This window comes from Rhodococcus sp. MEB032, assembly GCF_030208925.1.
GTDB classification, from domain to species: domain Bacteria; phylum Actinomycetota; class Actinomycetes; order Mycobacteriales; family Mycobacteriaceae; genus Rhodococcus_F; species Rhodococcus_F qingshengii.
Map to the genome: position 1 here is coordinate 367,614 of NZ_JARVSY010000010.1, position 26,148 is coordinate 393,761.

Here is a 26,148-nt window from a genome sequence, read left to right on the forward strand (position 1 = left end):
TCCATCGACTTGCAGGAACGATGCGATTATTCATTCGAACTCTCCCGTTCCCGAATTCCGTCTCTTCTATATTCATCACTTCTGCCCGTCGATCCAGGCAGCGATCTCTGCGGGAGCTTCGCCGGAGGGGTTCTTTTCCGAGACCCCTGTTTCGGCGTTGACGCGATAGACGTTGGCGCCGTCCATGATCCACAGCTCGTCTGCATCGGACTGCCACATCACGGTTGCAGTGGCGCTCACCGGTGTGCTCGACACTTCTGCACCCGAACTGTCGGTGACCACCACCGCGACGCTGGCACCGTCCTGCATCAACGTTGCGTCGTAGCCAGTCAGCGACGTCTCGGCCGCACCCAAAGCCACCGGCGGTTGCTTCGTGGTTGTGGTTGTCGTGGTGGTCGCATCAGTTGTTGTTGTCGGAGTTGTCGACTGAGTCGTAGTGCTGGTCGAGGACTCCGTTGTCAGTGGGGCGCCGGTCGTGGTTGTCACGTCAGTCGTAGTGGGAGCCGTCGTCGACGTTCCTGTCGGTGCACTTGTCGTGGTGGTCTCGGCAGCCGTCGTGGTTGTCGGTGCTACTCCGCGAGCAAGCGGTTCCGTTTCGACGAAAGCCGCTGCCGTATTCCCTGAGTTCCCGCTGCCGCAGACGACGTCATTCGTTGTGGCCTGCCTCAAATTATAGCCACCCCACTCAGTGCCGATTTCGCCGGTGACGCGGTTTACGCTGTAGATTCTCGCCGTGTAATTCCAGTTCGTGTGAATGCCGAGTTCGCCAGCACCTAATTCCACCAGCTGTGATGCACCGATCGCAGCATTGACTCCCGGATCGACGTTCTTTGTATACCGAAGCTCGCTGTTGTCCCTGTAGACCAGCACCCTGTATGTGAATGGAGAGCCCATATGCGGCCAAGTTATCTTGGTCCACCGGAATCCTGCCGATCCGCTGTTGCCGCAACTGATCGACCCAGGCTTGGGGAGGACATTTGAGCTGACCTGCAAAGCACCACTGGTTGCAGTTGAGTTATCCGTGAAAGCCGCTGCGGTGCCACCCACCTGCGTAACACCGATCAGTGCAAATGCTGAAACACCGAGAACCGTAAGCTTTCGGAGCGAGAACGCCGAGCTGTGCCCGCCTGTCCCGCTGCTCGAAGAAACCATCGGAAACTCCATTGTTGCAGCGGCTTCCGTGTCTACGCTGCCGATTCCTCCGCTCGGACCGTCATCCGAATCCTTACGGCGAGAGTTCGGCCGGAACGCAATGATCACCAGTCCGCCGACCAGTGCCCCACCGAGGAAGATCGCTAGTGGGCTGGAAAGCCAGGCAATCGCATAGCCCAAACCGCTTACGCTGAAGAAGATCCGGTCGGCCTCTGTGATGAAGTAGGGCTCCGCGTCAGGCTTGGCGTTTGCGTCGCCTTTGAGAGTCACCGTGACAGAGTTGCCGGCCTGCTGGTCAAGTTCGTACACGCGGTGTGTGATCCGCGTACCCTGGCCGTTAACGACGCTTACGACGTCGCCCACTGCGAGATCAGTGGCGGGCACGGTGTGGGCCAATGCCATTGAGCCAGTGGCGATTTCGGGAGACATCGAACCCGAACGGAAGACGAGCGGCTTGATGCCGAACAGCATCGAGGCCGCGGCGGCGAGAACGCAGATGAGTCCAGCCACCGCCCCTACTGTCAGCGCGAGTTCGCGACCGGCACGTGCCGATCTCGAACTGCCGGGAGTTGTGTGATCAGACATGGTCACCTCAGGCCGTCGTCGCCGCGAACTGGAACGAAACATTCATCGACTTGTTCTGTTGTGCCGAAAGCACTCCCGTATCGAGCGCAACCTTGAAGCACAGAGTCTCAGAACCTGAATTCGCAGCCAACTGGCGTCCCGTGGTGATGATCGGAGTCGCGGCAGTCGTCGACAAGCCGACCGGACCGGCGATAACGGTGGTGCAACTCTGATCGAGAACAGTCACCTTCATGAAGGGGGCGAGCGCGGCCTCGCCTGTTGCGGTTGCTGCCATGGTGTATTTGAACTGTGCCGCGCCAGTGTTCTGCACTGGAAGAGTTGCCGTGACACTGTCGCCGGGCATCATGCCCGTCTTGGTCAACGCGGTGAAGCCGTAAGCAGTCGGATCTCCCGGGTCACCGTTGAGCTTCATCTCGATCGAACCGGTGCTGAATACGCCGGAAGTCGCTGTAGCGTTGTCAGTCCACGCAGCAAGAGTGCCAACGGCACCGAGGCCCAGAACAATTCCCACCGACATGATCGCGCGTGCGCGGCCGCTGGTTGCGCCCCCGACCAGACGTGTACCGAGCGAGGCGGGCGCCTGCTGCTCCTCGTGCTTAGACATGGCTGTGCCTTTCTTGCTGCTCAACTCGAGGCGCCGACGCACTCGGTTCGGAAGGTTGGGAGTCTGCAGACGCAGAACGTCGCCGGGTACGGTCACGGACCGATCCGACGAACATGAACACGGCATAGATCGACAATGCGCCGACGACAACCGTCAGCATCACCGAGCGCATCTGTCCCGTGATGGCGTTGTACACGTATCCGATATACGGCACGCTGTACCACACCTTGCCGCGAATCTGCTCCGGTACAACGGGATTCTGATCTGCTATCGGATTTGCATCGCCTTGCGTGACGAAGGTGAGATCACCGGCGGAGTTGAGTCGCACCATGATGATGCGGTGCGTAACCACGTCGGGCTTCCCGGACTCGATCTGATAGGTGATCGCATCGCCTGCCTGCAATCGGTCAGCGTCCTGCGGTTTCACCACGATGAGGGTGCCGGGTGGATAGGTGGGTTGCATCGAACCGGTCAACACAGTGAAGGGCGTCGACCCCGTCAAACGTGGAACAACGACCGTCGACAACAGAATCGCCAGAACACCCAGCAGCAGAGCCCACGAGACAATATTGCGGATCCACCACCAGGCGCCGGTTCTCTGATCAGAACCCTTCACTGTGTGCGTCATACCGACTCCGCTTCGAACGAGAAATGCACGCTCGTGGAAACACCCGATGCGACGTCAGGACCGACAGTGCCACGCAGGCACAAGATTTCGGTACTGCCAGCAGCAACCGTGCGCCATCCCGAAGCTGTCGGTACCTGAGCGCCGACCATGGGACCGTCGTAGATCGCGGTGCCGGCAGCTGCGCCCTGGGCAGGGCAACCGGCTTCGGTAGTCACTGGCGTTACTACCAACGCGAGCGGAACATCAGCGGAAGACTGCGTGACGTTCTGGATCCGGTAATTGAGTGGAACGCTACCGGAGTTGTGAACTGTCAACGGAGCCTGTGCATATGCGTTGGGGAACATACCGGTGGCGCTCAGAGCAGTGAAGTCGTAACTGCTCTGGCCGCTCCCGGCACTGCCCACCGTCAGGTCGAGGATCCCGGACTGGATCGTGCCACCGGACAGTGTTTCAGCGGCCGTCCACCGCGCGCTGGTCTGTTGCACCGATACGAAGATCAGTCCGATGACCAGCGCGGCGGCAGTTGCCCACCAACGGTAGTGCTTACGCAAGCCTTAGACCTGTTCAAGCTTGACGTTGAAGTTCGCCAAGCTTGCCGTCTGGTCCTGGCTGGCGTTGTTGGCTGTGTTGTCAGGCAACACTGTGCCCTTAGGGAAGTCGAAGGTCACCACAACGTCAACTGTCGTGCCGTCGTTGGCTTCAGTCAGCTGAGTGAGCGGCTGCCCCGCGAGGGTGGTTGAGGTCGTGGTTGTCAGGGCAGTAGCCAACGAGCCGGTAATCGTGGTCGTGTCGGCAATCACTTGAGCCTTGAGATACTTACCGTCGATACCGACCTTTACCTTGCCTGTGTAGGTGATCTTGTCACCGGGAGAAACGCGATAGCTCGCGATGTCGACATTGGTTTCCGTTGTTGCCCCATTGGTGACGGTCCAACTCGGCAGAGCAGAGGGATCGGCGCTGAGAGTCAGATGACCTGCGGTGATCGTTCCGCCGGTCATCGGTGCGTTTGCGTTCCACGCCGCCATGGTTCCCGCGCCACCGGCGAGGAGAAGTGCTGCTGCACCGGCCGCGACTGCGCCCTTGGTTGCCTTGTTCATGGAGAACACTCTTTTCGTCTGGTCCCCGTGGCGGGGAGCTTGCAGGGTGAGAAAGCTGGTCGGATCCAGTCATGTGCGCCCTGGTACGGGCAGAGGGTTTCGTTCATCCGTGGTCAGTGAGGGGTCGTAGCGGTAAGTGCAGAGCGAGAGCGTGTTGCGGAAAGATTGCGAGCCGTTCTCGCGAACGAGTCATTCCTCTCTCGTGCTGTCGACGTCCGCTTGCGTCGTTTAGATTTTTACCACACGTATCAGGAATTTTTGGCGAAAAGCTGGTCGAATGTCCAGAAGCTTGTTGAAACCTGAACTTGACTACAGAATCGCCTCTCACCTGGATCATTTAAAAGACGCAGCACTTTGTTGCAACCCGTTTGCTGAAGTAACCTTCGCCCGGATGGTCCATACAGTCGGAAATTCACCTGAAACAAGTTCTACAAACTTTTGGTTTGTTTTGGGGATCGTTCGATTGCCTCCGCTTTGAAAGCAGCGACAATCGAGCAACAAGCTAAGGCGGAGGCCCTACACCTCGAAGACGGTCTCACCTCCGACAACCGTGCGCAGGACCGACAGTTCATTCAAGTCTGTCGAATCGCTGCGCAGCGGATCTCCGTCGAGCACAACAAAATCCGCCAAAAGTCCCACCGCTATCCGACCTTTGTCCGATGACTCACCGGTGAGACGAGCGGCTGCGCTTGTGTAGCCGGCCAGCGCCTCGGACGCGGAAACCCGTTGCTCCGCACCCAGAACATGACCTTCTCGCGTCACACGATGTACGGCGGTGTTCATCGTGAAGAGCGGGTTCACTGGAGTGACAGGGCAGTCGCAATGCAGCGCGTAGGCAAGCCCCGCCGCCACGACCGACGCCACGGGGCTGATCCGCTCGCCGCGACCCGGTCCGAGAAAACGATCGCGGTGCCGGTCACCCCAGTAGTAGACGTGGTTCACGAAGATCGACGCCACCACCCCGAGTTCGACCATCCGCGCGATCTGATCTTCCCGCAACGTCTGAACGTGCTCGAGGCGATGCGAAACTTCGATGTCCGGGTGCGCCGTCCGTGCCGCTGCAATTGCGTCCAATGCAAAATCGATGGCCTGATCACCGTTGGTATGAATCGCAACCTGTCGGCCGGCGGCGTGATGTTCCTCGACGAGTGCCCCGAGCGCACCTGCCGGGATTGCCATTCCGCCGCAGTGGCATCCGCCCAGATCGTGGTACGGCGCGGTCAGCGCAGCGGTGTGCAACTGAATCGACCCGTCCGAAATGAGTTTGACGCCGCCCACACGAACTCGCTCGGTCGGATCGGCGAGTTCACCCAACTGATCGTGAACCCCGTGGCCGAGATAGAGGCGCGCACGCAGCCTCAAGTCACCATCGGCGTCGAGTTGCCGGTACGCCTCGTACATCTCGGCCGTGACGTACATGTCGTGGAAACTCGTCACGCCCACCGACGCCATGACTTCCTGCGCCCGCAGCATCGCGATCTTGGACGCATCCGGGTTCATATCCGGAACAAGTCCGTGCACCAGAGACATTGCCGGAACCTCGCACAGTTCACCGGTGGGTACACCGTCGCTGTCTCGAACGATGACACCACCCTCCGGATCGACCGTGGTGGCATCGATCCCGGCCTTCTCCAGTGCGACCGAGTTGACATAGATTCCGTGAGCAGACAAGTGCCGCACCAGAATCGGATGATCGGTGGAAGCCTTGTCCAGATCAACCGCGGTCAGGCCTCGATCTTCCGCCACGAGGCTGTCGTCGAAGCCCCACGCTTCGATGGGCTCGCCAAGTGGTGTGATCGCGGCCCGCGCGGCCAACGCCGTGATCAACTTCTCGATGGTCGGGCACGTATTCGTCGTTGCGTCGACCCCACTGAGCATCAAACCCCACATCATCGGATGAAGGTGCGTCTCGATGAACCCCGGCACAACCACCGCTCCGGCGAGATCGACAACGGAGGTTTCGGAATCGGTCAGCGCCGAGATCTCGGCGTCAGTTCCGAGGGCGACAAATCTGCCGTCCTTGACTGCCACAGCGGTGGCGTTATCGCCGACCGCACCGTCCATGGCCCTGATGTCGCCGTTGATGTAGATGTGGTCAGCCGCCGTGGTCATACGCTTGTCTCCATTCGTTTTCCGACAACAGTCGTCGAGGATTTCTTCGCGGGTATCCGCGTCGCCACAACCACTCCGGCCAAAATCATTCCGGCACCCGCAAGTTGGACGAGAGTTGGGGTCTGCGCAAGCAGCACCGCGCCGAACAACAGTGCTGACGCCGATTGCAACACGAGGCTGGCGGCGACTGCACTGGCAGGCAGACGCTGACTGGCGCTGGCTACCAGCAGCCACCCGATCACCTGAGATACCAACGCGAGCAGCACAAGCCAGCCTTGAGCTACGAGCGAAGGGGTCAGATCCAAAGTTCCACTCACGAGGCCGTATGCACCTGCCGTGAGGGCAGTGGCTCCCGTCGAGACGAACATCGGCAACGCCGTTCTGCCCGCCGCCCGAGTAGCCAGACCCATGAGGAAGATGTAGACCGCGTACGCGCCTGCGGCGATCACGGCAAACGACACTCCGACAGCAGGATTCGACCCGGTGAGCGTTGTGCTCGTCCCGGCTACCAGAGCAACTCCGACAAAGAGCAACGGAAGGCTGGCGACCAGTTCCCGGCCGATCCGTTGGCGCAGGACAACGTAGCCGAGGATTGCGACGAACAGCACCTGCAAATTCAGGATCACAGTCGAAAGACCTGCCCCGATCGAATGAATCGACTCGTGCCAGAGCACCAGATCGATTCCGAGGAACGCGCCGGCAAGTAGAGACTTCACGATCCAGGGCGCCGAGACCGAAGGCCGGGGTGACCGACGACGCTGAACGAGCACGAGCATGCCGAGAGGGATGAGCGCATAGAGACACCGAAAGAATGCACCCGTCGACGGAGACACTCCTGAGAGTTCGTAGAGCACCGAGGTCAACCCGAGGATGCATGCACCGGTGACGACTACGCGCAGGTCACGACGGCGTAGTTGATCGCCGGACAGCTCGCGTGGCGATACTTCATCACTCATGGTGATAATGTATCACCGACGCGAAGCCTGTCATACAGGGAAGATGCGTGCATGAGAACTCCGGTTACCCGTGAACGCGTGATCGCTGCCGCAGCCGATCTGGTCGACAGCAAAGGCGCCGACGCTCTGGTACTGAGTCAACTCGCCGAGACCCTCGACGTCCGGCAGTCAGCGCTGTACAAACACGTCGACGGGGTCGACGACGTCCACCATCAACTCAGCCTCCTCGCACGCAGCCTTCTCGCCGAACAACTGCGTGCCGCCGCGGTCGGTCTCTCGCGCGACGACGCCGTCATGGCGCTCGCGGACGCATGGCGTGCGTTCGTCCGAGTACACCCCGGGCTCTACGCCATCACCGACCGCTACCCCACTGCTCCGCATCCCGATCTGGTCTCCGCCGTCGGCGAGGTGGTCGACGTCATCAACAAGGTGATCGCGGGATACGGTCTGAGCCCGGATGATTCGGAGCAGGCGGCGTGGTCTCTTCGCAGTGCGCTGCACGGCTTCTGCATCCTCGAATCGGTAGAGGGACAACCGGCCGGCACCGACCCGGATCGGGTGTATCGACGACTGGTCGAACTTCTCTGCGCCGGTATTGCTCGTATGTAGATACCGGCTCCTGTTATCGTCGGATGAAACGACACAGACCAAAAAGGATCAGACATGGTTGGTGAACTCGACATCTCCGGATAAAACCGGGCATGACGGCCACCGGCAGACGCCTCGGAGCGCTGCCGTCGTGGCCATGTTGTCGTTCACTTACCCGACTCTTCGCGGAGCAGCGTTGCCGCGCCCGCACAACACCTGAGGTCTATTCATGTCCGATACCTACATCGTTTGCTCGAATCTGTCTTTTGCCTGGCCGGACGACACTCCGGTCTTCGACGAATTGTCATTCACCGTGCCCGGCGGCCGAACCGGGCTGGTGGCCCAGAACGGCGTCGGGAAAAGCACTCTGCTCAGATTGATCGCCGGCCAGCTGCGGCCACGCGCCGGCAGTGTGTCCCTCGACGGCGTTCTCGGATACCTTCCGCAGGACCTGCCACTGACGGGCGATCTGACCATTGCCGAGGTCTTGGGCATCGCCCCGACGCTCGCTGCGTTGGACGCAGTCGAATCCGGGGACACACGAGAAGAACACTTCACGACAATCGGGTCCGACTGGGATATCGAGGAACGAACGCGAGCCCAACTCGGTCGACTCGGTTTGGCCGACATGACGTTCGATCGTCGCCTCGACACTCTGAGCGGCGGGCAGGTCGTCTCGCTCGGACTGGCGGCGCAACTCCTGCGACGCCCCGATGTCCTTCTCCTCGACGAACCCACCAACAACCTCGACCTGGACGCGCGCCGCAGGCTTTACGACGTTCTCGACGACTGGAGTGGTTGTCTGTTGGTGGTCAGTCACGATCGAGGACTACTCGACCGCATGGACCGCATCGCCGAACTTCACAGCGGCGAGATCAGCTTCTACGGTGGCAATTTCACCGACTACGAAGCCGCGGCACGCTCGGCTCGCGAAGTGGTGGAGAAGAACATCCGCAACGCCGAGCAAGAGGTCAAGCGCGAGAAGCGCGAACTGCAGCAGGCCCGAGAACGTGCTTCGCGACGCGCAAGTAACGCTGCCCGCAATCTCGGGAACGCGGGCTTGCCCAAGATCTTTGCGGGGACCATGAAGCGCAATGCTCAGGAGTCGGCAGGCAAGGCCAACGAGACACACCTCGCCCGGGTCGACGCGGCGAAGGACCGACTCGACAAAGCGGGCCGCGCTCTTCGAGACGACCAGACGATTTCACTCGAATTGCCTGGCACACATGTACCCGCCGGCCGGACGGTGTTCCTCGGTGAGCGAATGCAATTCGCGTTCGGCGATCATGCGATCTTCGCCGACTCCGGAATCGACCTGGCCATTCGAGGACCGGAGCGTATCGCGTTGACCGGGCCGAACGGCGTCGGAAAGTCGACGTTGCTACGCATCGTCAACGGGGATGTGGCGCCGACTTCCGGTGAGATCACGCGAGCCGACGGTCGAGTGGCATACCTGTCGCAGAGGCTCGACCTACTCGACCCCGCACGCACCGTCGCAGAGAACTTTGCCTTGTCTGCTCCAGGCCTACCGGCACCGGAACGCATGAACATCCTGGCGCGCTTCCTCTTTCGGGGTGCGGGTGCTCATCTTCCCGTCGCTGCACTCTCGGGCGGTGAACGACTGCGGGCTACATTGGCGTGCGTTCTCTTCGCCGATCCGGCCCCGCAGCTGCTTCTTCTCGACGAGCCGACCAACAACCTCGACTTGGTGAGCGTTGCTCAACTCGAAAGTGCCCTGAATGCATATCAGGGGGCGTTCGTGGTGGTCAGCCACGACGAGAGATTCCTGGCCGAGGTCAAGGTCGAACGCTGGCTCAGGCTCTCGGACGGCCGTTTGACCGAGGTCGCCGCACCAGGCGCAGTGGGCTGACACGAGAAGTGAACAGGCGAAAGGCCTTCACACACGATGTGTGTGAAGGCCTTCGTCTGCACTACTGGTCAAGGCGTCCTGGTGTACACCGGATCGTCGAAGGATCGACGTTGCGTCACCCAGTCCGTGGACAGGATGTTCTCGATCACGTCTTCACGGGATTCGTCGAACACGACAATCCGATCGGCGATTCGCCATTCACCGTGGCGCCTTTCGAACCTGTCGACGTAACGGCATTTGATCGTCGCAAGCGTCTGCACCGTATCCGTACCGGAACGCTCTTGCCGCAGAAAGCACAAACAGTACGACTCGCACTGAGCGACATCGCCGTTGACGTCGATCAGTATGTTGGAAATGCAGTGAATCGACGAGTCGATCGTCTTGTGTCTGAGCTTCATGTCTTCGATCAGCCCGTCGACGGTTCCGATGTAACCACCGTGGTTGTCTATCGCGTCGTCGAAGTAGCAGAGGGCCACGCTGTCGAAATCCTTCCGATCGACGGCCCGAGCGTAGCGATACAGAACTTCGGTGATTTCTTGCTTGTCAGCGAGGGACACGGTCAGGCTCCTGTTCTACCCGATGATCAATCAACCTGCAGTTCAACACCCTTGGTCTCCTTGATGAAGAAGACCGTGACGAGGGTGATCACCGCACAGAAGACGAAGTATCCAGCCGGAGCGAGAGAGTTACCGGTCAAGCTGATGAGATAGGTGGCGATGAAAGGCGCGGTGCCACCGAGGAACATGTTGGTGACGTTGTTACCCAATGCCAGACCGCTGTACCGCACAGATGCTTTCAGCATTTCGACATAGGTCACGTACGAAGCACCGTTGACAACGGAAACGCAGATGAAGAGCACTGACTGACCGACAACCGCCTGCCAGATGCCAGAACCGGCCATCATCATGAACATCGGGATTCCGAGAACCACTGCGGCGGCACTACCGGCGAACAGCACCGGCCGACGCCCGTACTTGTCTGCCATGTATCCCGAGATCGGCAACGTGATGACGCCGAGAACCAGTGCAAGAGAGGTGGAAAGGAAAGCAACGCGCGACGAATGACCGCCGGTGGTCTGCAGGTACGTCGCGGCATACACCGAGGCGATGTAGTAACCGCCGGTGATGAGTGCGCCCAGCAGGATGATCTTGACGACGCTGCCACCGGAGGTGCTGAGCAACTCACGGATGGGAAGCTTCTTGGTCTCACCCTTGTCCTGCAGTTCTTCGAACTGAGGAGTGTCTTCCATCTGGCTGCGGATCCAGATACCGATGCCACCGATCAGCAGGCTGAGCAGGAACGGGATACGCCAAGCCCATTCGAGGATCTGCTCTTGCGAGAACACCGACGTCAGGCCGAGGGCCATGAGCGAAGCTGCCAGCGAACCCAGGTAGGTGCCGGTATTGACCATCGAGGTCTGCGTCGCACGCCACCGTTTGGGAGCGGACTCGGAGACGAACGCGTTGGCGCCGCCGAGTTCACCGCCGGCCGCGAAGCCCTGCAGGCAACGAGCCAGAACCAGGATGGACGTCGCCCACACACCCAACGTGGCGTAAGTCGGCAGCAGGCCCATTCCGGCTGTCGCGAGAACCATCAGGAGGATGGTCCAGGACAGCGCGTTCTTGCGGCCGTACTTGTCGCCGATGTGGCCGAAGAAGATGCCGCCGGGCACGCGTAGGAAGAAGGCCACGGCGAATGCTGCAAAGGTACCGAGCAGTGCTGCGTTCGGGTCATGGGAAACGAAGAACAGCGCGGCGATCGTCGTGGCCATGTATCCGTAGATACCGAAGTCGTAGTACTCGACGACGGTACCGACGATGGCCGCGCGAATTACCTTCGTCGTCGACTGTCGTTCGGTTGCCACGCTGCTGCCCTCGGTGGATTCGGCTCTCGCCATGGTCTCATTCTCTGACATGTTGTTCCCTGCCTGGATTGGATACTGACTGGATTCGGTGCCGCGCAGACGTCGGACGTCAGGAGTGCGCGATGGAATGGACCGGTGCGCTCTCAGCGCTGGTCCTGGTGTAATTCGCCGCATTACGTCCCGCTACGCGGCCCATGGTCAAAGCGTTGGCAACCGCATTGCCGCCGCCCACGTATCTCAGTCCGAGGATTCCGGCGCCGGCCTCACCTGCGGCGTACAGACCCTCGATAGGTACTCCGGTGCTGCCGAGCACGGCGGCATCGGTGTTGATCTCCATTCCCGCATGCGTACAGACGAGCTCTGCCGGAAGGATTTTCGCGGCATAGAACGGAGCTGTCGCAATAGGATCCGGATTGCCGACGGCACCCTTGTTCCGCAACGTGCGATGGCGGAGGAAGTCGTCGTCGTGACCGCTGGGCAGTTGGTCGTTCCATCGACGCAGGGTTTGCGCCAACGTCGCAACCGGAACACCCGTAGCCACTGCGAGGTCTTCGATCGTGTCCGCACGAATCGTGCCACCGGCGGCAACTTCTTCCTCGATGCGTTCGGGATTCCAATCCGCATATCCTGGAGCCAGATTCACGCGAGCGTTCTCGTCGAAGATCATCCAACCGTATCCACCCTGATGGTCGATGATGCCGGTCGAGACCGCGTACGAGCTGTCCTCGTCCATGAAACGACGGCCGTCCTGGTTGACGTAGATCCGCGACTTCGGCGGAAAGCCGGCCTGCCAGTGGTGGAATCGCTGGAAGTAGACGGTGGGCAGCATCAGACCCCAGCCGTCGCCCGCCAGGGAAGCACCGAGGTCTTCGGCAAAACGAAGATGGTCTCCGCGGCTCCCCTCGGCTGCGACGACGAACAAGGCCTCTCCGGCCTTGTTCGCGTCCGGGAAGTGGCGTTCCACCAAACCCGGATCTTGCGCGAATCCACCGGAGGCAACAACGACGGCGCCCGCAGGCACCTCGATGTCGTCGGCGACAACGCCGACAACCCGACCGTCTTCCTCGATCAGCTTCTGCACCCGTGTTCCGAAGATGACCTCGATCCCGTGCTTACGACGAGCCTTGTCCAGCACCTGAATCAGTCCGTATCCCTGGTCCTTGGGCACGTGGCCGCGCCAGACGTCCTCGACGCCGGCTTGGGCGAGTCCCGGCTGGTGAGCGTTACCCGAGATCGTCGCGGGAATCTCGACGCCGAGTCCGATGAGCCATTCCAGTGTCGGACCGGCGTTTTCGCAGAACGCACGAATCAATCCGGGTGAGAGCATCCACTGGTTGAGGTCCATGTAGTGCTGGAAGAACTTCTCTGCCGAGTCGTCGACGCCGAGGCCGGCCTGCACGCTCGTTCCGGCGGCCGTGAAGATGCCGGCCGACAGCGCGGTGGATCCACCGAGTTCGGTTTCGGATTCGAACAGCAGAACGGATGCGCCTTCTTCAGCTGCCGACACCGCAGCGGCGAGACCTGCTCCGCCGCCACCGATGACAACGACGTCCCAGTGTTCGGTCATGAAAGTTCTCCAGTCTCCGCGATGATGCGGTGGTAAAGACCGTTCGACACCAACCCGCCGTCGACAGTGAGTTCCGTACCGGTGGTGTAGGTGGAACTGTTCGAGAGCAGGAACAGCACTGCTTCGGTGATCTCGTCGAGAGTTCCCATGCGTCCGAAGGGAACCGACTTCAGTGACGCGGCGACGAAGTCGTTCGCGCCGCCGAGCAGCGCCGTACCGACCAGTCCCGGGTGCACCGAGTTGACGCGAATCCCCCACTGCGCGAAGTTGCCTGCGGCCGACTTCGACAGACCGGTCAGACCCCACTTGCTCGACGAGTAAGCCGGAGAGAAGTATCCGATCTGACCGGCGATGGACGAGATGTTGACGATCGATCCGCCACCACTCTCGCGCATCAGCGGCGCCACCGCCTTCATACCGTAGAACGGGCCGAAGAGGTTGATCTTCATGGTCAGCTCCCAGATGTCGTTCGGGGTGTCCATGAATTCGAGCCGACGCGAGATACCGGCATTGTTGACCAGTCCGCCGAGTTCCCCACGGGTGGTGCGAATTTCGTCGACAACCCGGTCCCAGGCCTCGGCATCGGTGACGTCGAGAATATGAGCGGATGCCGATCCGCCTGCGGCGACGATGTCGTCGACCACGCCGGATGAATCCGAAACATCGGCAATGCAGACATGCGAACCGCGCGCGGCGAGAGTGCGCGCGTGATGCGCTCCCATCCCGGCAGCACCGCCGGTAACGAGAACGACGCCGGGATATGTCGTGGACTCAGACATGCCGCGAACCACCGTCCACCGCAATGCTGTGCCCGGTGACGTAACGCGCGCTGTCCGAGAGCAGGAACAGCAGCGGGCCGAAGACCTCTTCGGGCGAGCCCAGACGATGCAGCGGTACCGCGTCGAGTGCGTTCGCGAGCGCGATCGGATCTTCCTGGACCCACTTCGTCATCGCCGTGTCGATGTAGCCGGGTGCAATGGAGTTGACCCGAATACCCTTGTCGCCGAACTCCACTGCGAGAGACTCCGTGAGGTGCGCAACGGCAGCTTTCGACGTGCAGTATGCGCCCCTCCCCTTCCGCACACGCAGCGCAGACACCGAAGACATGTTGACGATGGCGCCGCCGGGACCGAGGTGACGTGCCGCCGCCTGCGCACCGTAGAGCACTCCTTCGACATTGACACTCAGCGTTGCGCCGATCTGCTCCGGGGTGATCTCCTCGGCCAGCGCAAACGGGAAGATACCCGCATTGTTGATCCAGAAATCGACCCGGCCGAACTCCTTCAACGCCAACTGTGCAAGCAATTCATGCTCGTCGGGCTTGGTGACGTCGACCCGACCTCCGACGACGCGACCCGGCTTGTCCGCCAGTGCATTCGATTCGAGGTCCGTGTTGATTCGTGCGGCCGTGGCGAGCATCTGCTCTTCGTTGATGTCGGCGCCGACGACATGTACGCCGCGCGTTGCCAGTCCTTCGGCGAACGTCGCACCCATACCCTGAGCCGCGCCGGTCACCACTGCGACCTTGCCTGCCAACTCCGGGTACACCGCCGACATCTGCGTCACAACGGTACGGCCCGGGTTCGTCTGGTCAGAGCTTTCGGTCATGATGTACTTCTCCTACTGAATATTGTTGTGCAAGAAACATTTCGGCACTTCAAGCTTGTTCGGACGCTCGGGGCGCGTCGTCGCGGGAAACGGTGCGGCGGGCGATCTTCCACTCCTCACCGACCCGAACCACGTGATCTGTGACAGTTGTCATCCGCACCAGTCGCGAGTCTCCGCCGCGAGCGGTGGCAACGATCTGCAGGTACCCGTGCACTGTGAGAGCACTCTCGTCCACCGCCTCGACGACGAGATTGGTCAGAACGTGGCGATGCACCTCGTCGGCAGCTTCCGCCGCCGCGAAGAAGCGAGCAGCAAAAGCCGCAAGGTCGTCGAAACCGACCACGGGTTCCGGATAACTGGGGGAATGAAACTCACCGCCATCGGTGAATGTCTGCGCCCAATCCTGCTGGCGCCCAGAGTCTATGCAATGACTCTGGTGGCCGTACAGCTGGTGGATTGCGGCAACGTCCTCCGTTGCCACGACGCTGTAGTTGCTCATGAAGGTTCTCTCCGAACACGCTGCGCTGCATCCACCCGAAGGTTGTGCAGCTTCGTAAAGTGTGCGATAATCGCACACACTGTGCGATATGTTCAAAGCGTAGGTGGCATACCTCACAAACGTCAAGAAAGGGATTTGATGTCAGAGCTGAGCGAGGAACACCGACCGCGCAAAAGTGCAGTTCAAGTGGACTCCAGCATGTCGAAAACGCTGCACCACGGACTCGAGATCCTGGAACTCCTGACGTCCTATCCGCACGGCTTGTCGGTCACCGACATCGCCGACGGAGTGGGAGTCCACCGAACCGTCGCACATCGGTTGATCCGCACGCTCGAGGCTCATCACCTGTGCCGCAAGGACTCCTTCAAGCGCGTCACTCTCGGCGCCGGCCTGGTCACCCTCGCCGAACCGGTGGAACAGGATTTGCGCACTCTCGCTCGCCCGATACTTCAAGAACTTGCCGAGGCCACCGAGGCGACAGCGCACCTGGTGGTCCGCGAGAGCGATACCGAAGTGCGCGCGCTGATGGTGGTCGAACCGCGCAGCGCCAAGGTTCACGTCGCGTTTCATCCAGGGCAGGTCGATCCGATCGACCGCGGCTCCGCCGGGCTCTCCATCCTTGCCTCACTCCCGCCGACGAGCGGGGAACGAGAGGAAGTGACGGCGGCACGCGCACGCGGCTACGCAGTGACCGTCGGCGAGGTCATCCCGTCGGTCCTGGGAATCTCGGCGGTGATCCCCGGCCGACGCCGCGACGCCATCTCCAGCCTCGGAATCTCCGTGTTCGACTCCGAGGACCAAGCAGCGCTGGGCGCCGAGGTCATGGCAGCGGCAAAAACCCTCGGCAGCATGTTGCGCTGATCCGAACACCAGTCGAGCCCCGGGAATACCCGGGGCTCGACTTTGTTGACTCCGAATGAGATAGTTGAACAATCAACTACCTGACATCAGCTTCACGGATACAAGGAGTACGACATGCCTGCTGTGACAGTCGAGAACATCTTGGCCCTGCCCCGTCTCGACGAGCCGGCAGAGTCAGCAGTCGACCGCCCCGTCAAGAGCATCACCACCGCACCGGTCGGATACGAAGGTGAAGGCTTTCCCGTTCACCGCGCCTTCGCCGGCATCGACCTCTCCGCCCTCGATCCCTTCATCCACATGGACCAGATGGGCGAGGTCAACTACGCACCCGGAGAACCCAAGGGCACACCGTGGCACCCGCACCGCGGCTTCGAAACCGTGACCTACATGATCGACGGCATCATGGAGCACCAGGACTCCAACGGTGGCGGTGGCATTATCGGCGGCGGCGACACCCAGTGGATGACCGCGGGTGGCGGCATCCTCCACATCGAAACTCCGCCGGAGCACCTCGTCCTCAGCGGCGGCCTTTTCCACGGCGTCCAACTGTGGGTCAACCTGCCTCGCGACAACAAGATGGCATCTCCGCGGTACCAGGACATCACCGGTAACAAGGTGGCCCTGCTTTCCTCGCCGGACGGCGGAGCCTTGGTACGCGTCATCGCCGGAGACATCGCCGGCCACGCCGGACCTGGTTCGACGTACACACCGATCGCGCTCTCCCACACGACTGTGGCCCCGGGTGCGAGCCTGACGCTTCCGTGGAACCCCGAGTTCAACGCGATCGTCTACGTGCTCGCCGGCGAAGGCACGGTCGGGGCAGAGCGTCGGCCCATTCGTGTCGGACAGACAGCTGTCTTCGGACGCGGTGACTCCATCACCGTCGCCGCCTCCGATCGCCAGGATTCACGGACCGAATCTCTCGAGGTATTCATCCTCGGCGGCAAACCGATTCGTGAGCCCATCGCGATGGCCGGGCCGTTCGTCATGAACACCAAGTCCGAGGTCATGCAGGCCTTCGAGGACTTCCAGGCCGGACGCCTGGGATCCATCCCGGCGGCACACGAGACGCTGAGCTGACATGTCGTCGGTAGTCGTCCAGCGAGCTGACGAACGCGCGCATCTCAACTACGGCTGGCTCACGGCGCGTCACAGTTTCCCCTTCGCCGGAAACTTCGATCACGCCGCGTACGCGCATGGACTTCTGTTGGTGAACAACGACGACATCATCGAAGCCGACTACGGTTTCGACACTCATCAGCACCGCGACACCGAGATCGTGACGTGGGTGCTCAGCGGATCTCTGGTTCACCAGGATTCCGCTGGGCACTCCGGGGTCATCCATCGCGGACTCGCGCAGAGAATGAGCGCCGGTACCGGAATCCTGCACTCCGAGCGCAACGATCGCTTCCGGGCCGACGGCTCGCGTGTCACCGAGCCCGTTCACCTCGTCCAGATGTGGATACCCCCGGACGAATCCGGAGTGACTCCGAGCTATCAGGAACTCGACATCAACTCCGAACTCGACGGCGGTGGCCTGATCACCCTGGCGTCGGGGATGCCCGCGCATCGCGATCACAGCGCGATCAGCTTGCACAACAAACATGCGGCACTGCATGTTGCTCGCCTCGAGACCGGTGGGTCGGTATCTCTCCCGGATGCGCCGTACGTGCACGGCTTCATCGCCGGTGGCACTGTCGACGTCGAGGGAGTCGGATTGCTCGGTCCGGGAGATTCGTTGCGACTCAAGGATACTGGCGGTCAACGAGTCGAGGGAATCGGCGATGCGGAGATACTCGTGTGGGAGATGCACGCGTCGACGAACTGACGACACCACCGAGTACGCCCAATGTTCGGACTACACAGCAGGTTCGTCGTAGGGTGGATGCCGGTAGTGGCGGATCCCGATTGTGGTGGATCCCGGTGGTACAGAAGGAGGAGCCATGGCATCTGGTCGAGCACAGGCCCCACGGACGACACCGCACATCGATGTGCACCGCTCCGGCGATCGCTTGAAATCCCGCGTCTCCTGGCTGGATTCGAAACATTCGTTCTCGTTCGGACAGCACTACGATCCGGACAACACTCATCACGGATTGCTGCTCGTCAACAACGACGACACCGTACTGGCGGGAACCGGTTTCGACACCCATCCGCACAAGGACATGGAAATCGTGACCTGGGTGCTTCGCGGTTCGCTCGTGCACCAGGATTCCATCGGCCACACCGGCGTCATCTATCCGGGACTCGCCCAGCGCATGAGCGCCGGTACCGGAATCATGCACAGTGAGAAGAACGATTCGTGGCGTATCGGCGGCGAACAGCATTCCGACCCCGTGCATTTCATCCAGATGTGGGTGGTACCGGACGAAGGTGGACTGACCCCCGGTTACGAACAGCTCGAGATCGACGACGAGTTGCTGCGCGGCGGTCTGATCCCGGTTGCCTCCGGGATGGAGCGCTACAAGGATCATTCGGCGATTCGCATCAACAACAAGAACGCCGCCATGCATGTCGCACGCATTCTGCCGGGCACCTCCGTGAATCTTCCGGGCGCACGGTTCCTGCACGTCTTCGTCGCGCAGGGCACTGCCGAGATGGAGGGCGTCGGCACACTGTACGAAGGCGATGCTGTCCGGTTGAGCGATTCGGGTGGCCAGCAGCTGACCTCCGACGCCGGGGCCGAAGTCCTCGTCTGGGAGATGCATTCACGTATCGGTGGTTGAGACCCGGTCTCGGCAGGACTCGGCGCGCTGGAGATACTCGACAGATGAGCATCGACAACTCCGCCGCGCCCGTCAAGAAGCTTGACCCACTCAACACATTGATGGGTGTGCGCGCCGTTTCGGTCGAGCCCGGGGACCTGGCCTTCGCGCAGGCCGTCGGCGAGCGATTCCACGATCACCGTGGCAAGACCGTGCTCGGTTCCATCGGAGTCATGATCGACGGTGCCATGGGTGGCGCGGTGTACTCGGGACTGACCTCGGGCCATCAGTCCGTGCTCGCGCAGGTCACGGTCAGTGCGGGCGCCGACATCCCCGACATCGCGGACGTCGGTGCCACCGGAACACTCGTGCATCTCGACGACGGCGTCGGACTCGCATCCGGGCAACTTCGCGACGAGAACGGCACCCTTCTGGCAGTGATGGCCGGTCGCGCCATGGTGGTCTCGCGTCCCCCCGTCGTGGGAATCGACGACTACGTAGAGGGCGAGCCGCTGCCCGTCCCGACGCCGGAGAAGACAAGCAACCTGAGCGGGTTGTCCGGGTCCGACGTCGTCGAAGGAATCCGCGACGGCAAACTCGAACGCGGTCCACTCGCCGGTCTCCTCGATCTTGCTGTCGTCGACGTGACCCCGGGTTCCGTCGTCGGTGAGTTCGCAACCGTGGCCTGGATGGCCAACCCGTTGGGCGCCGTTCAGGGCGGTGTCCTCATCTCGGCAGTCGACGCCATCACTGGCCTGTCTGCCCAGACCCTGACCCGCGTCGACCAGGACTATCGCGTCCTCGACCACAAGATCGACTTCCTGCGCTCACCCGACATCGGCGGGCCGGTCTTGCGCGCCGAGGCCTCCGTGATTCGTGCCGGGCGCAGGCTCGCGCTGATCGAAACTCGCATCGTCGACGCCGGCGGACAGGTCTATGTGCGGGCCACTTCGAGCATTCAGATGCTCTCCCAGCAAGTTCACAGCGGATAACCAGTTCCGCACCAGGTCGCCCGTCCACCATTGAGACAACAGCCCACACAATGGAGGTACAGCGGCGTGAACAAAGACATCGAAGCGAGCAGGCTGCGCGTGAGCCGTCGGCGGGCTCTCGCCCTCGGCGGAACCATCAGTCTCGGCGGGCTCATCGCAGCGTGCTCCGGCAACAGTGGCACCGCCACGACGACTTCGGCTGCGGCTGCGTCGACGACAACCACTTCCGGCACTTCCGCCGCGGCCACGTCCGGCGACGCTGTCACCGCACTTCTGGCCAAAGCACCGCAGTGTGTCATGAGCAAGGAAGAGACGCAGGGTCCCTACTGGTTCGACGTCGACTCCATTCGCGGCGACATCCGCGAGGACCGTCCGGGCACCACGCTGCAGGTTGCGATGCGCGTGCAGGACAACAGCCAGTGCAACGTCGACGGCAGCATCGGCGCGGTCAGTAACGCCGTCGTCGAGATCTGGCACTGCGACGCCGGCGGCGTGTACTCCGGCTTCGAATCCGGTTCGCTGAGCGCCAACGGCGGCGGCGGTGGCGGAACTCCCCCGGCCGGCGGGATGGGTGAACCTCCGTCAGGTGCACCCGGAGGCGGAATGGGCGAACCACCGTCAGGCGCCACCGGCGGAATGGGCGGCGGCATGGGAGGGTCCGGTGAGACCTCCGACGGTTCGTACAGCGTCGGCGACACCGAAGCCACCACCACCGACGACGGCACCTACCTGCGCGGCGCCCAGACCACGGATGCAAACGGCATCGCGCAGTTCACCACGATCTTTCCCGGCTGGTACATGGGCCGCACCACCCACATCCACGTCAAGGTTCACATCGACAAGAAAACGGTCCTCACGTCGCAGACCTTCTTCGACGAGACCCTTCTCGACGAGGTGTACTCGCAGTCCCCGTACAGCGAGCACACCGGTCGTGAGAACAACACGAACAACGCCAGTGACGGCATCTACGACGACACCGGCCTCATGACCGTCGAAAAGCAGTCGGACGGGTCCTACCTCGCCGTCATCAACCTGGGTATCGACGCCTGAGGTAGGAGCCCGGTCAGCTGCCGACGTATGCCGCGAGGTGCTTTCCGGTGAGGGTGGAGCCGTCGGCGACCAGTTCCTCGGGAGTGCCCTCGAAGACGATCCGACCGCCGTCGTGACCGGCACCAGGGCCGAGGTCGATGATCCAGTCTGCGTGTGCCATCACCGCTTGGTGGTGCTCGATCACGATGACTGACTTACCGGAATCGACGAGTCGATCGAGCAGGCCGAGCAACTGCTCGACGTCGGCCAGGTGCAGTCCGGTGGTCGGCTCGTCGAGGACGTACACGCCGCCCTTCTCGCCCAGGTGGGTTGCCAGCTTGATGCGCTGACGCTCACCGCCCGACAGCGTCGTCAACGGCTGGCCGATCGTGAGGTATCCGAGCCCCACGTCGACCAGTCGGACGAGGATCTTGTGCGCAGCGAGGGTCTTGGCCTCACCGTCGCCGAAGAACTCCTCGGCCTCGGCCACCGACATCGTGAGAACCTCGTTGATGTCCTTGCCACCGAATTTGTATTCGAGTACCTCGGCTTGGAAGCGCTTGCCCTCGCACTCCTCGCAGAGAGTGGCAACGCCGGCCATCATCGCCAGGTCGCTGTAGATGACGCCGTTGCCGTTGCACGTCGGGCAGGCGCCCTCGGAGTTGGCACTGAACAGCGCCGGCTTCACGCCGTTGGCCTTGGCGAATGCCTTGCGAATCGGGTCGAGCAGCCCCGTGTACGTCGCCGGGTTGCTCCGACGCGAGCCGCGGATCGCGCTCTGATCGACCGACACCACGTCTTCGCGTTTCGCGAGCGAGCCGTGGATCAGCGAACTCTTGCCCGACCCTGCCACACCGGTCACCACGACCAGTACGCCGAGCGGTACGTCGACGTCTACATCTTGGAGGTTGTGTGAGTTCGCTCCACGAATCTCGATTGCTCCGGTGGACTCCCGCACGGTCTCTTTGATTGCGGCCCGGTCGTCGAAGTGACGGCCGGTGACGGTGTCGCTGGCACGCAAACCGTCGACGGTGCCCTCGAAGCAGACGTTTCCGCCGGCGCTACCCGCACCCGGACCGAGGTCGACGATGTGGTCGGCGATCACGATCGTCTCCGGCTTGTGCTCGACCACGAGCACGGTGTTGCCCTTGTCCCGCAGGCGCAGCAGTAGGTCGTTCATCCTCGCGATGTCGTGCGGATGCAGGCCGGTGGTGGGCTCGTCGAAAACATACGTGATGTCGGTGAGCGAGGAACCCAGGTGACGAATCATCTTGGTGCGCTGAGCTTCACCGCCGGAGAGGGTTCCCGACGGCCGATCGAGACTGAGGTAGCCGAGTCCGATCTCCACGAACGAGTCGAGCGTTTCACCGAGCGTCGTGAGCAACGGCGCGACCGAAGGCTCCTTCAGTCCGCTGACCCATTCCGCGAGATCGCTGATCTGCATCGAGCAGGCGTCGGCGATGTTGACGCCCTTGATCTTCGACGACCGCGCCCCCTCGCTCAGTCGCGTCCCGTCGCATTCGGGGCAGGTGGTGAACGTGATCGCCCGCTCGACGAACGCCCGGATGTGGGGCTGCATCGCGTCGACGTCCTTGGCCAGGAACGACTTCTGAATCTGCGGAATCAGACCCGTGTACGTCAGGTTGATGCCTTCGACCTTGATCTTGGTCGGCTCTTTGTAGAGCAGATCGTTCAGTTCCTTCTTGGTGTACTTCTTGATCGGCTTGTCGGGATCGAAGAAACCGCAGCCGCGGTAGATCCGGCCGTACCAACCCTCCATGCTGTAGCCGGGGACCGTGATCGCACTCTCGTTGAGCGACTTGGTGTCGTCGTACAACGCGGTCAGATCGAAATCGTTGACCGCCCCTCGTCCCTCACACCGCGGACACATGCCGCCGGTGATCTTGAAGCTGCGACGCTCTTTCGTCTGACGTCCGCCGCGTTCCATCGTGACCGCGCCTGCTCCGGAGATCGAGGCCACGTTGAACGAAAACGCCTGAGGCGAACCGATGTGAGGCTTTCCGAGACGGCTGAACAGAATGCGGAGCATCGCGTTGGCGTCGGTGGCGGTTCCGACGGTCGAGCGCGGGTCGACTCCCATCCGCTGCTGATCGACGATGATCGCGGTGGTCAGGCCGTCGAGAACATCGACGTCCGGCCGCGCGAGCGTCGGCATGAATCCTTGAACGAAAGCGCTGTAGGTCTCGTTGATCATCCGCTGCGATTCCGCGGCGATCGTACTGAACACCAGCGAACTCTTCCCCGAACCGGAGACGCCGGTGAATACCGTCAGCCTCCGCTTCGGGATCTCGACACTGATGTCTTCGAGGTTGTTCACCCGCGCGCCTTGCACGCGGATCAAATCGTGGCTGTCTGCGGTGTGCAAGGCAGTCATCGTGTCTCCATCTGTCAGTCGATCGCCGACGGTCTCAGCGCAGTTGACGGGCTCAGCGCAGTTCTTGAATACGGATCAGGTTTCCCGCTGGGTCCCGGACGGCGCAATCGCGAACGCCGTACGGCTGCTCGGTCGGTTCCTGGACGACGTCGATGTCGCCGGCCTGAAGCCGCTCGAACGTGTCGTCCAGATCTTTGGTGGCCAGGAGAAGTCCGCCGTAGGTGCCCTTGGCCATCATCTCGATGATGGTGCGGCGCTCCTCGTCGGTGATTCCGGGATCGACGGCCGGCGGATGCAGCACGATGGAGGTGCCGGGCTGGCCGGGCGGCCCCACCGTGATCCAACGCATCCCGTCGTAGCCGACGTCGTTGCGAACCTCGAAGCCGAGCGTGTCGCGATAGAAGTTCAGGGCGGCTTCAGGGTCGTCCTGCGGAAGGAAACTCGAGTGAATGGTGATGTCCATGGCGATCACGTTAATTGCGGCTGCGCGGTCTGCGCTTCTCGATTCCTGATCGGTCTGGTGACTTGTTTGGACACGCAGGACGGCATTCCTGCCGTCGACTGCTCGGCCTCACGCCGATAGACACTGGGCGGAACCCCCACCAATTCGGTGAACTTGCTGCTGAAAGTGCCGAGAGAGCTGCAACCGACCTCGAAGCAGACGTCCGTGACACTGAGGTCTCCGCGCCGCAGTAACGCCATCGCTCGCTCGATTCGCCTGGTCATCAGGTAGGCGTACGGCGGTTCTCCGTATGCCTGACGGAATTGGCGACTGAGATGCCCCGCAGACATGTTCACTCCCCGCGCGAGCGCCTCCACGTCCAGAGGCCGCGCGTACTCCCGGTCGATACGGTCTCGCACACGTCGCAGTCGCGCGAGGTCCTGCAGGTGCGGATCTGCGGCAGGTCTGCTGGTCACGTATTCGATCGTGCCATGCCATACCGACGTTGCCCAGCACAAGAGATGAACTCGGCGTGGAGCGATCGCGCACACACCGAGCAGTTCGTCATGATCGTGTAAGGATGGAGAAATGACCACGGCTCATCGCTCAGGCATCGACCTCACCCACCTCGACGGCGACACACGGGCGCAGGACGATCTGTTCGTCCACGTCAACGGAAAATGGCTCGCCGAATACGAGATTCCGGCAGACCGCGCAGTCGACGGGGCCTTCCGGACGCTCTACGACAAGGCCGAAGAAGACGTACAGACCATCATCACCGAAGCCGCGGAGTCCAACTCGGCCGCCGGTACCGATGCACAGCGCATCGGCGACCTGTACTCGAGCTTCATGGACGCCGACGCCGTGGAGGCCGCAGGCCTCGGCCCCATCGACGACGAGCTCGACGCCGTCGCCGATGCGCCGGACCGGTCGTCGCTGGCCACCGTGATCGGACGCCACCAGCGCGTCGGCGTCGGCGGTGCCATCTCGCATTACGTCGACACCGATGCCAAGAACTCTGAGCGGTACCTGATCCACTTCAGCCAGTCGGGAATCAGCCTCCCCGACGAGTCGTACTACCGCGAGGACAACTACGCGGAGATCCGCGAGAAGTACGTCGCGCACATCGACAAGATGTTCACCCTCGCCGGCGTCGGCTACGACGCCCAGCGTGTGTTCGAGCTCGAGAAGAAGATCGCGGCCGGGCATTGGGACGTCGTCAAGCGTCGTGACGCAGATCTGAGTTACAACCTGGTGGGCTTCGAGGAACTGACCGAACAGAACCCCGGTTTGGACTGGGCGGCATGGCTGTCCGGTCTCGGCGCCGATTCGGAGAAGTTCGCCGAGATCGTGGTCCGCCAGCCCGATTTCCTGCACACCTTCACCGCACTCTGGGCGTCGGAGTCACTGGACGATTGGAAGGCATGGGCGGCGTGGAAGGTGCTTCATGCCCGCTCCCCTTACCTGCATTCGGCCCTGGTCGACGAGACCTTCGCTTTCTACGGCACCACGCTCTCGGGAACCGAAGAGAACCGTGAGCGCTGGAAGCGCGGGGTAAGCCTGGTCCAGGATCTGCTCGGCGAGGCCGTCGGCAAGCTCTACGTCGATCGACACTTCCCCGCAGAGGCGAAGACCCGCATGCTGGAACTGGTCGCAAACCTGCAGGAGGCGTACCGCCGCAACATCTCCGACCTCGAGTGGATGAGCCCGCAGACTCGTGAGGCTGCATTGGCCAAGCTCGAGAAGTTCACCCCGAAGATCGGTTACCCCGACAAGTGGCGCGACTACGCCGGACTCGAGATCTCGGCAACCGACCTGGTGGGCAACTACCGTCGCGGATACGCCGCCGAGTACGACCGTGACCTGGCCAAGCTGGGCGGCCCCGTCGACCGTGACGAGTGGTTCATGACGCCGCAGACCGTCAACGCCTACTACAACCCGGGCATGAACGAAATCGTCTTCCCCGCAGCCATTCTCCAGCCGCCGTTCTTCGACGCGGCAGCCGACGACGCTGCCAACTACGGCGGCATCGGCGCCGTCATCGGCCACGAGATCGGCCACGGGTTCGACGATCAGGGCGCCAAGTACGACGGCGACGGCAACATGGTCGACTGGTGGACCGACGAGGACCGCAGCGAATTCGGCAAGCGCACAAAGGCTCTCATCGAGCAGTACAACGAGTTCGAGCCCAAGGAACTGCCGGGCCACCACGTCAACGGCGAGTTCACGATCGGCGAGAACATCGGCGACCTCGGCGGCCTGTCGATCGCGATCGCGGCGTACAAGATCGCGACCGAAGGTACCGAACCTCCGGTCATCGACGGACTCACCGGCTTGCAGCGCGTGTTCTTCGGGTGGGCGCAGGTATGGCGCACGAAGGCCCGTGAGGCCGAAGCGCTTCGCCGTCTGGCCGTTGACCCGCACTCGCCGCCGGAGTTCCGGTGCAACGGCGTCGTCCGCAACCTCGACACGTTCCACGAGGAGTTCGACGTCAAGCCCGGTGACGCACTGTATTTGGAGCCGGAGAAGCGTGTGAAGATCTGGTAGCAGGGGCAAGCCCCTGTGCGCGCTTAGGGACCCCCTGGACTCCCTGA

Annotated in this window: 25 protein-coding genes; 9 read left to right on the forward strand and 16 right to left on the reverse strand. The window is 62.0% G+C overall.

The annotated features are described in order from the left end of the window. Positions 1-75: 75 nt before the first annotated feature. The 7 genes from QRN54_RS11985 to QRN54_RS12015 form a co-directional block, all read right to left on the reverse strand. The gene (locus QRN54_RS11985) at positions 76-1,737 is read right to left on the reverse strand and encodes a signal peptidase I (RefSeq protein WP_285182062.1); all 1,662 of its coding nucleotides are present in this window, start codon (positions 1,735-1,737) and stop codon (positions 76-78) included. Between the two features lie 7 nt (positions 1,738-1,744). Further along, positions 1,745-2,341 (reverse strand): SipW-dependent-type signal peptide-containing protein, encoded by a 597-nt coding sequence (locus QRN54_RS11990; protein WP_285182063.1) that lies wholly within the window; start codon positions 2,339-2,341, stop codon positions 1,745-1,747. Beyond that, positions 2,334-2,969 carry a signal peptidase I gene (locus QRN54_RS11995; protein ID WP_285182064.1) on the reverse strand — a complete coding sequence of 212 codons (636 nt, stop codon included), beginning with the start codon at positions 2,967-2,969 and terminating at the stop codon, positions 2,334-2,336. The genes QRN54_RS11990 and QRN54_RS11995 overlap by 8 nt, the downstream gene beginning before the upstream one ends. Further along, positions 2,966-3,520: a hypothetical protein gene (locus QRN54_RS12000; protein WP_285182065.1), complete on the reverse strand. Its 555-nt coding sequence runs from the start codon at positions 3,518-3,520 to the stop codon at positions 2,966-2,968. Before QRN54_RS12000 ends, QRN54_RS11995 begins: the two co-directional genes overlap by 4 nt. A gap of 3 nt (positions 3,521-3,523) precedes the next feature. Then, positions 3,524-4,066 carry an alternate-type signal peptide domain-containing protein gene (locus QRN54_RS12005; protein ID WP_285182066.1) on the reverse strand — a complete coding sequence of 181 codons (543 nt, stop codon included), beginning with the start codon at positions 4,064-4,066 and terminating at the stop codon, positions 3,524-3,526. A 516-nt stretch (positions 4,067-4,582) separates the two neighbouring features. After that, the gene (locus QRN54_RS12010) at positions 4,583-6,178 is read right to left on the reverse strand and encodes an amidohydrolase (RefSeq protein ID WP_285182067.1); all 1,596 of its coding nucleotides are present in this window, start codon (positions 6,176-6,178) and stop codon (positions 4,583-4,585) included. Continuing rightward, positions 6,175-7,134, reverse strand: coding sequence for a DMT family transporter (locus QRN54_RS12015; protein ID WP_064113427.1), 960 nt, complete (start codon positions 7,132-7,134; stop codon positions 6,175-6,177). Before QRN54_RS12015 ends, QRN54_RS12010 begins: the two co-directional genes overlap by 4 nt. 51 nt (positions 7,135-7,185) lie before the next feature. On the opposite strand from QRN54_RS12015, the gene QRN54_RS12020 reads away from it, so the two are divergent. Together QRN54_RS12020 and QRN54_RS12025 are read left to right on the forward strand one after the other, a co-directional pair. Then, on the forward strand, positions 7,186-7,743 hold the full coding sequence (locus QRN54_RS12020; protein ID WP_021332048.1) for a TetR/AcrR family transcriptional regulator: 558 nt from the start codon (positions 7,186-7,188) through the stop codon (positions 7,741-7,743). Between the two features lie 208 nt (positions 7,744-7,951). Continuing rightward, the gene (locus tag QRN54_RS12025; RefSeq protein ID WP_285182068.1) at positions 7,952-9,592 is read left to right on the forward strand and encodes an ABC-F family ATP-binding cassette domain-containing protein; all 1,641 of its coding nucleotides are present in this window, start codon (positions 7,952-7,954) and stop codon (positions 9,590-9,592) included. Between the two features lie 68 nt (positions 9,593-9,660). Here the strand turns inward: QRN54_RS12025 and QRN54_RS12030 are convergent, their stop codons facing one another. From QRN54_RS12030 to QRN54_RS12055, 6 genes are all read right to left on the reverse strand, one after another. Continuing rightward, complete coding sequence (locus QRN54_RS12030; protein ID WP_030535188.1) at positions 9,661-10,149, reverse strand: nuclear transport factor 2 family protein; 489 nt, start codon at positions 10,147-10,149, stop codon at positions 9,661-9,663. A gap of 26 nt (positions 10,150-10,175) precedes the next feature. Next, complete coding sequence (locus tag QRN54_RS12035; protein ID WP_007731424.1) at positions 10,176-11,489, reverse strand: MFS transporter; 1,314 nt, start codon at positions 11,487-11,489, stop codon at positions 10,176-10,178. Positions 11,490-11,565: 76 nt separating this feature from the next. Continuing rightward, positions 11,566-13,023, reverse strand: coding sequence for an FAD-dependent oxidoreductase (locus tag QRN54_RS12040; protein WP_050654819.1), 1,458 nt, complete (start codon positions 13,021-13,023; stop codon positions 11,566-11,568). Beyond that, complete coding sequence (locus tag QRN54_RS12045) at positions 13,020-13,802, reverse strand: SDR family NAD(P)-dependent oxidoreductase (protein WP_064073463.1); 783 nt, start codon at positions 13,800-13,802, stop codon at positions 13,020-13,022. Before QRN54_RS12045 ends, QRN54_RS12040 begins: the two co-directional genes overlap by 4 nt. Next, positions 13,795-14,631 (reverse strand): SDR family NAD(P)-dependent oxidoreductase, encoded by an 837-nt coding sequence (locus QRN54_RS12050; protein WP_064073464.1) that lies wholly within the window; start codon positions 14,629-14,631, stop codon positions 13,795-13,797. Before QRN54_RS12050 ends, QRN54_RS12045 begins: the two co-directional genes overlap by 8 nt. A gap of 49 nt (positions 14,632-14,680) precedes the next feature. Then, positions 14,681-15,130 carry a nuclear transport factor 2 family protein gene (locus QRN54_RS12055; protein WP_007731417.1) on the reverse strand — a complete coding sequence of 150 codons (450 nt, stop codon included), beginning with the start codon at positions 15,128-15,130 and terminating at the stop codon, positions 14,681-14,683. A 138-nt stretch (positions 15,131-15,268) separates the two neighbouring features. Between QRN54_RS12055 and QRN54_RS12060 the strand changes: the two genes are divergently transcribed. From QRN54_RS12060 to QRN54_RS12085, 6 genes are all read left to right on the forward strand, one after another. Continuing rightward, entirely contained in the window at positions 15,269-15,991 is a 723-nt protein-coding gene (locus tag QRN54_RS12060) for an IclR family transcriptional regulator (RefSeq protein WP_003939719.1), read from the forward strand. Positions 15,992-16,105: 114 nt separating this feature from the next. After that, complete coding sequence (locus QRN54_RS12065; RefSeq protein WP_007731415.1) at positions 16,106-17,071, forward strand: pirin family protein; 966 nt, start codon at positions 16,106-16,108, stop codon at positions 17,069-17,071. Between the two features lies 1 nt (position 17,072). Continuing rightward, positions 17,073-17,819, forward strand: coding sequence for a pirin family protein (locus QRN54_RS12070; protein WP_003939960.1), 747 nt, complete (start codon positions 17,073-17,075; stop codon positions 17,817-17,819). Between the two features lie 115 nt (positions 17,820-17,934). Further along, complete coding sequence (locus QRN54_RS12075) at positions 17,935-18,717, forward strand: pirin family protein (RefSeq protein WP_003940511.1); 783 nt, start codon at positions 17,935-17,937, stop codon at positions 18,715-18,717. 44 nt (positions 18,718-18,761) lie between these two features. Beyond that, positions 18,762-19,688, forward strand: a complete 927-nt coding sequence (locus QRN54_RS12080) for a PaaI family thioesterase (protein WP_064073465.1) — start codon at positions 18,762-18,764, stop codon at positions 19,686-19,688. Positions 19,689-19,754: 66 nt separating this feature from the next. Next, a complete protein-coding gene (locus QRN54_RS12085; protein WP_064073466.1) occupies positions 19,755-20,738 on the forward strand; it encodes an intradiol ring-cleavage dioxygenase in 984 nt (327 codons plus the stop codon). A 13-nt stretch (positions 20,739-20,751) separates the two neighbouring features. On the opposite strand, the gene QRN54_RS12090 is transcribed toward QRN54_RS12085, so the two are convergent. From QRN54_RS12090 to QRN54_RS12100, 3 genes are read right to left on the reverse strand one after another with little or no spacing between them, the layout of a single operon-like run. After that, complete coding sequence (locus QRN54_RS12090; RefSeq protein WP_007731409.1) at positions 20,752-23,112, reverse strand: ATP-binding cassette domain-containing protein; 2,361 nt, start codon at positions 23,110-23,112, stop codon at positions 20,752-20,754. Between the two features lie 52 nt (positions 23,113-23,164). Further along, the gene (locus QRN54_RS12095; protein ID WP_003940539.1) at positions 23,165-23,575 is read right to left on the reverse strand and encodes a VOC family protein; all 411 of its coding nucleotides are present in this window, start codon (positions 23,573-23,575) and stop codon (positions 23,165-23,167) included. Between the two features lie 5 nt (positions 23,576-23,580). Next, a complete protein-coding gene (locus QRN54_RS12100) occupies positions 23,581-24,030 on the reverse strand; it encodes a helix-turn-helix transcriptional regulator (RefSeq protein WP_030535180.1) in 450 nt (149 codons plus the stop codon). 112 nt (positions 24,031-24,142) lie between these two features. Here QRN54_RS12100 and QRN54_RS12105 point away from each other — a divergent pair, with 112 nt between their 5' ends. Continuing rightward, positions 24,143-26,101 (forward strand): M13 family metallopeptidase, encoded by a 1,959-nt coding sequence (locus QRN54_RS12105; RefSeq protein WP_058037706.1) that lies wholly within the window; start codon positions 24,143-24,145, stop codon positions 26,099-26,101. Positions 26,102-26,148 lie beyond the last annotated feature (47 nt).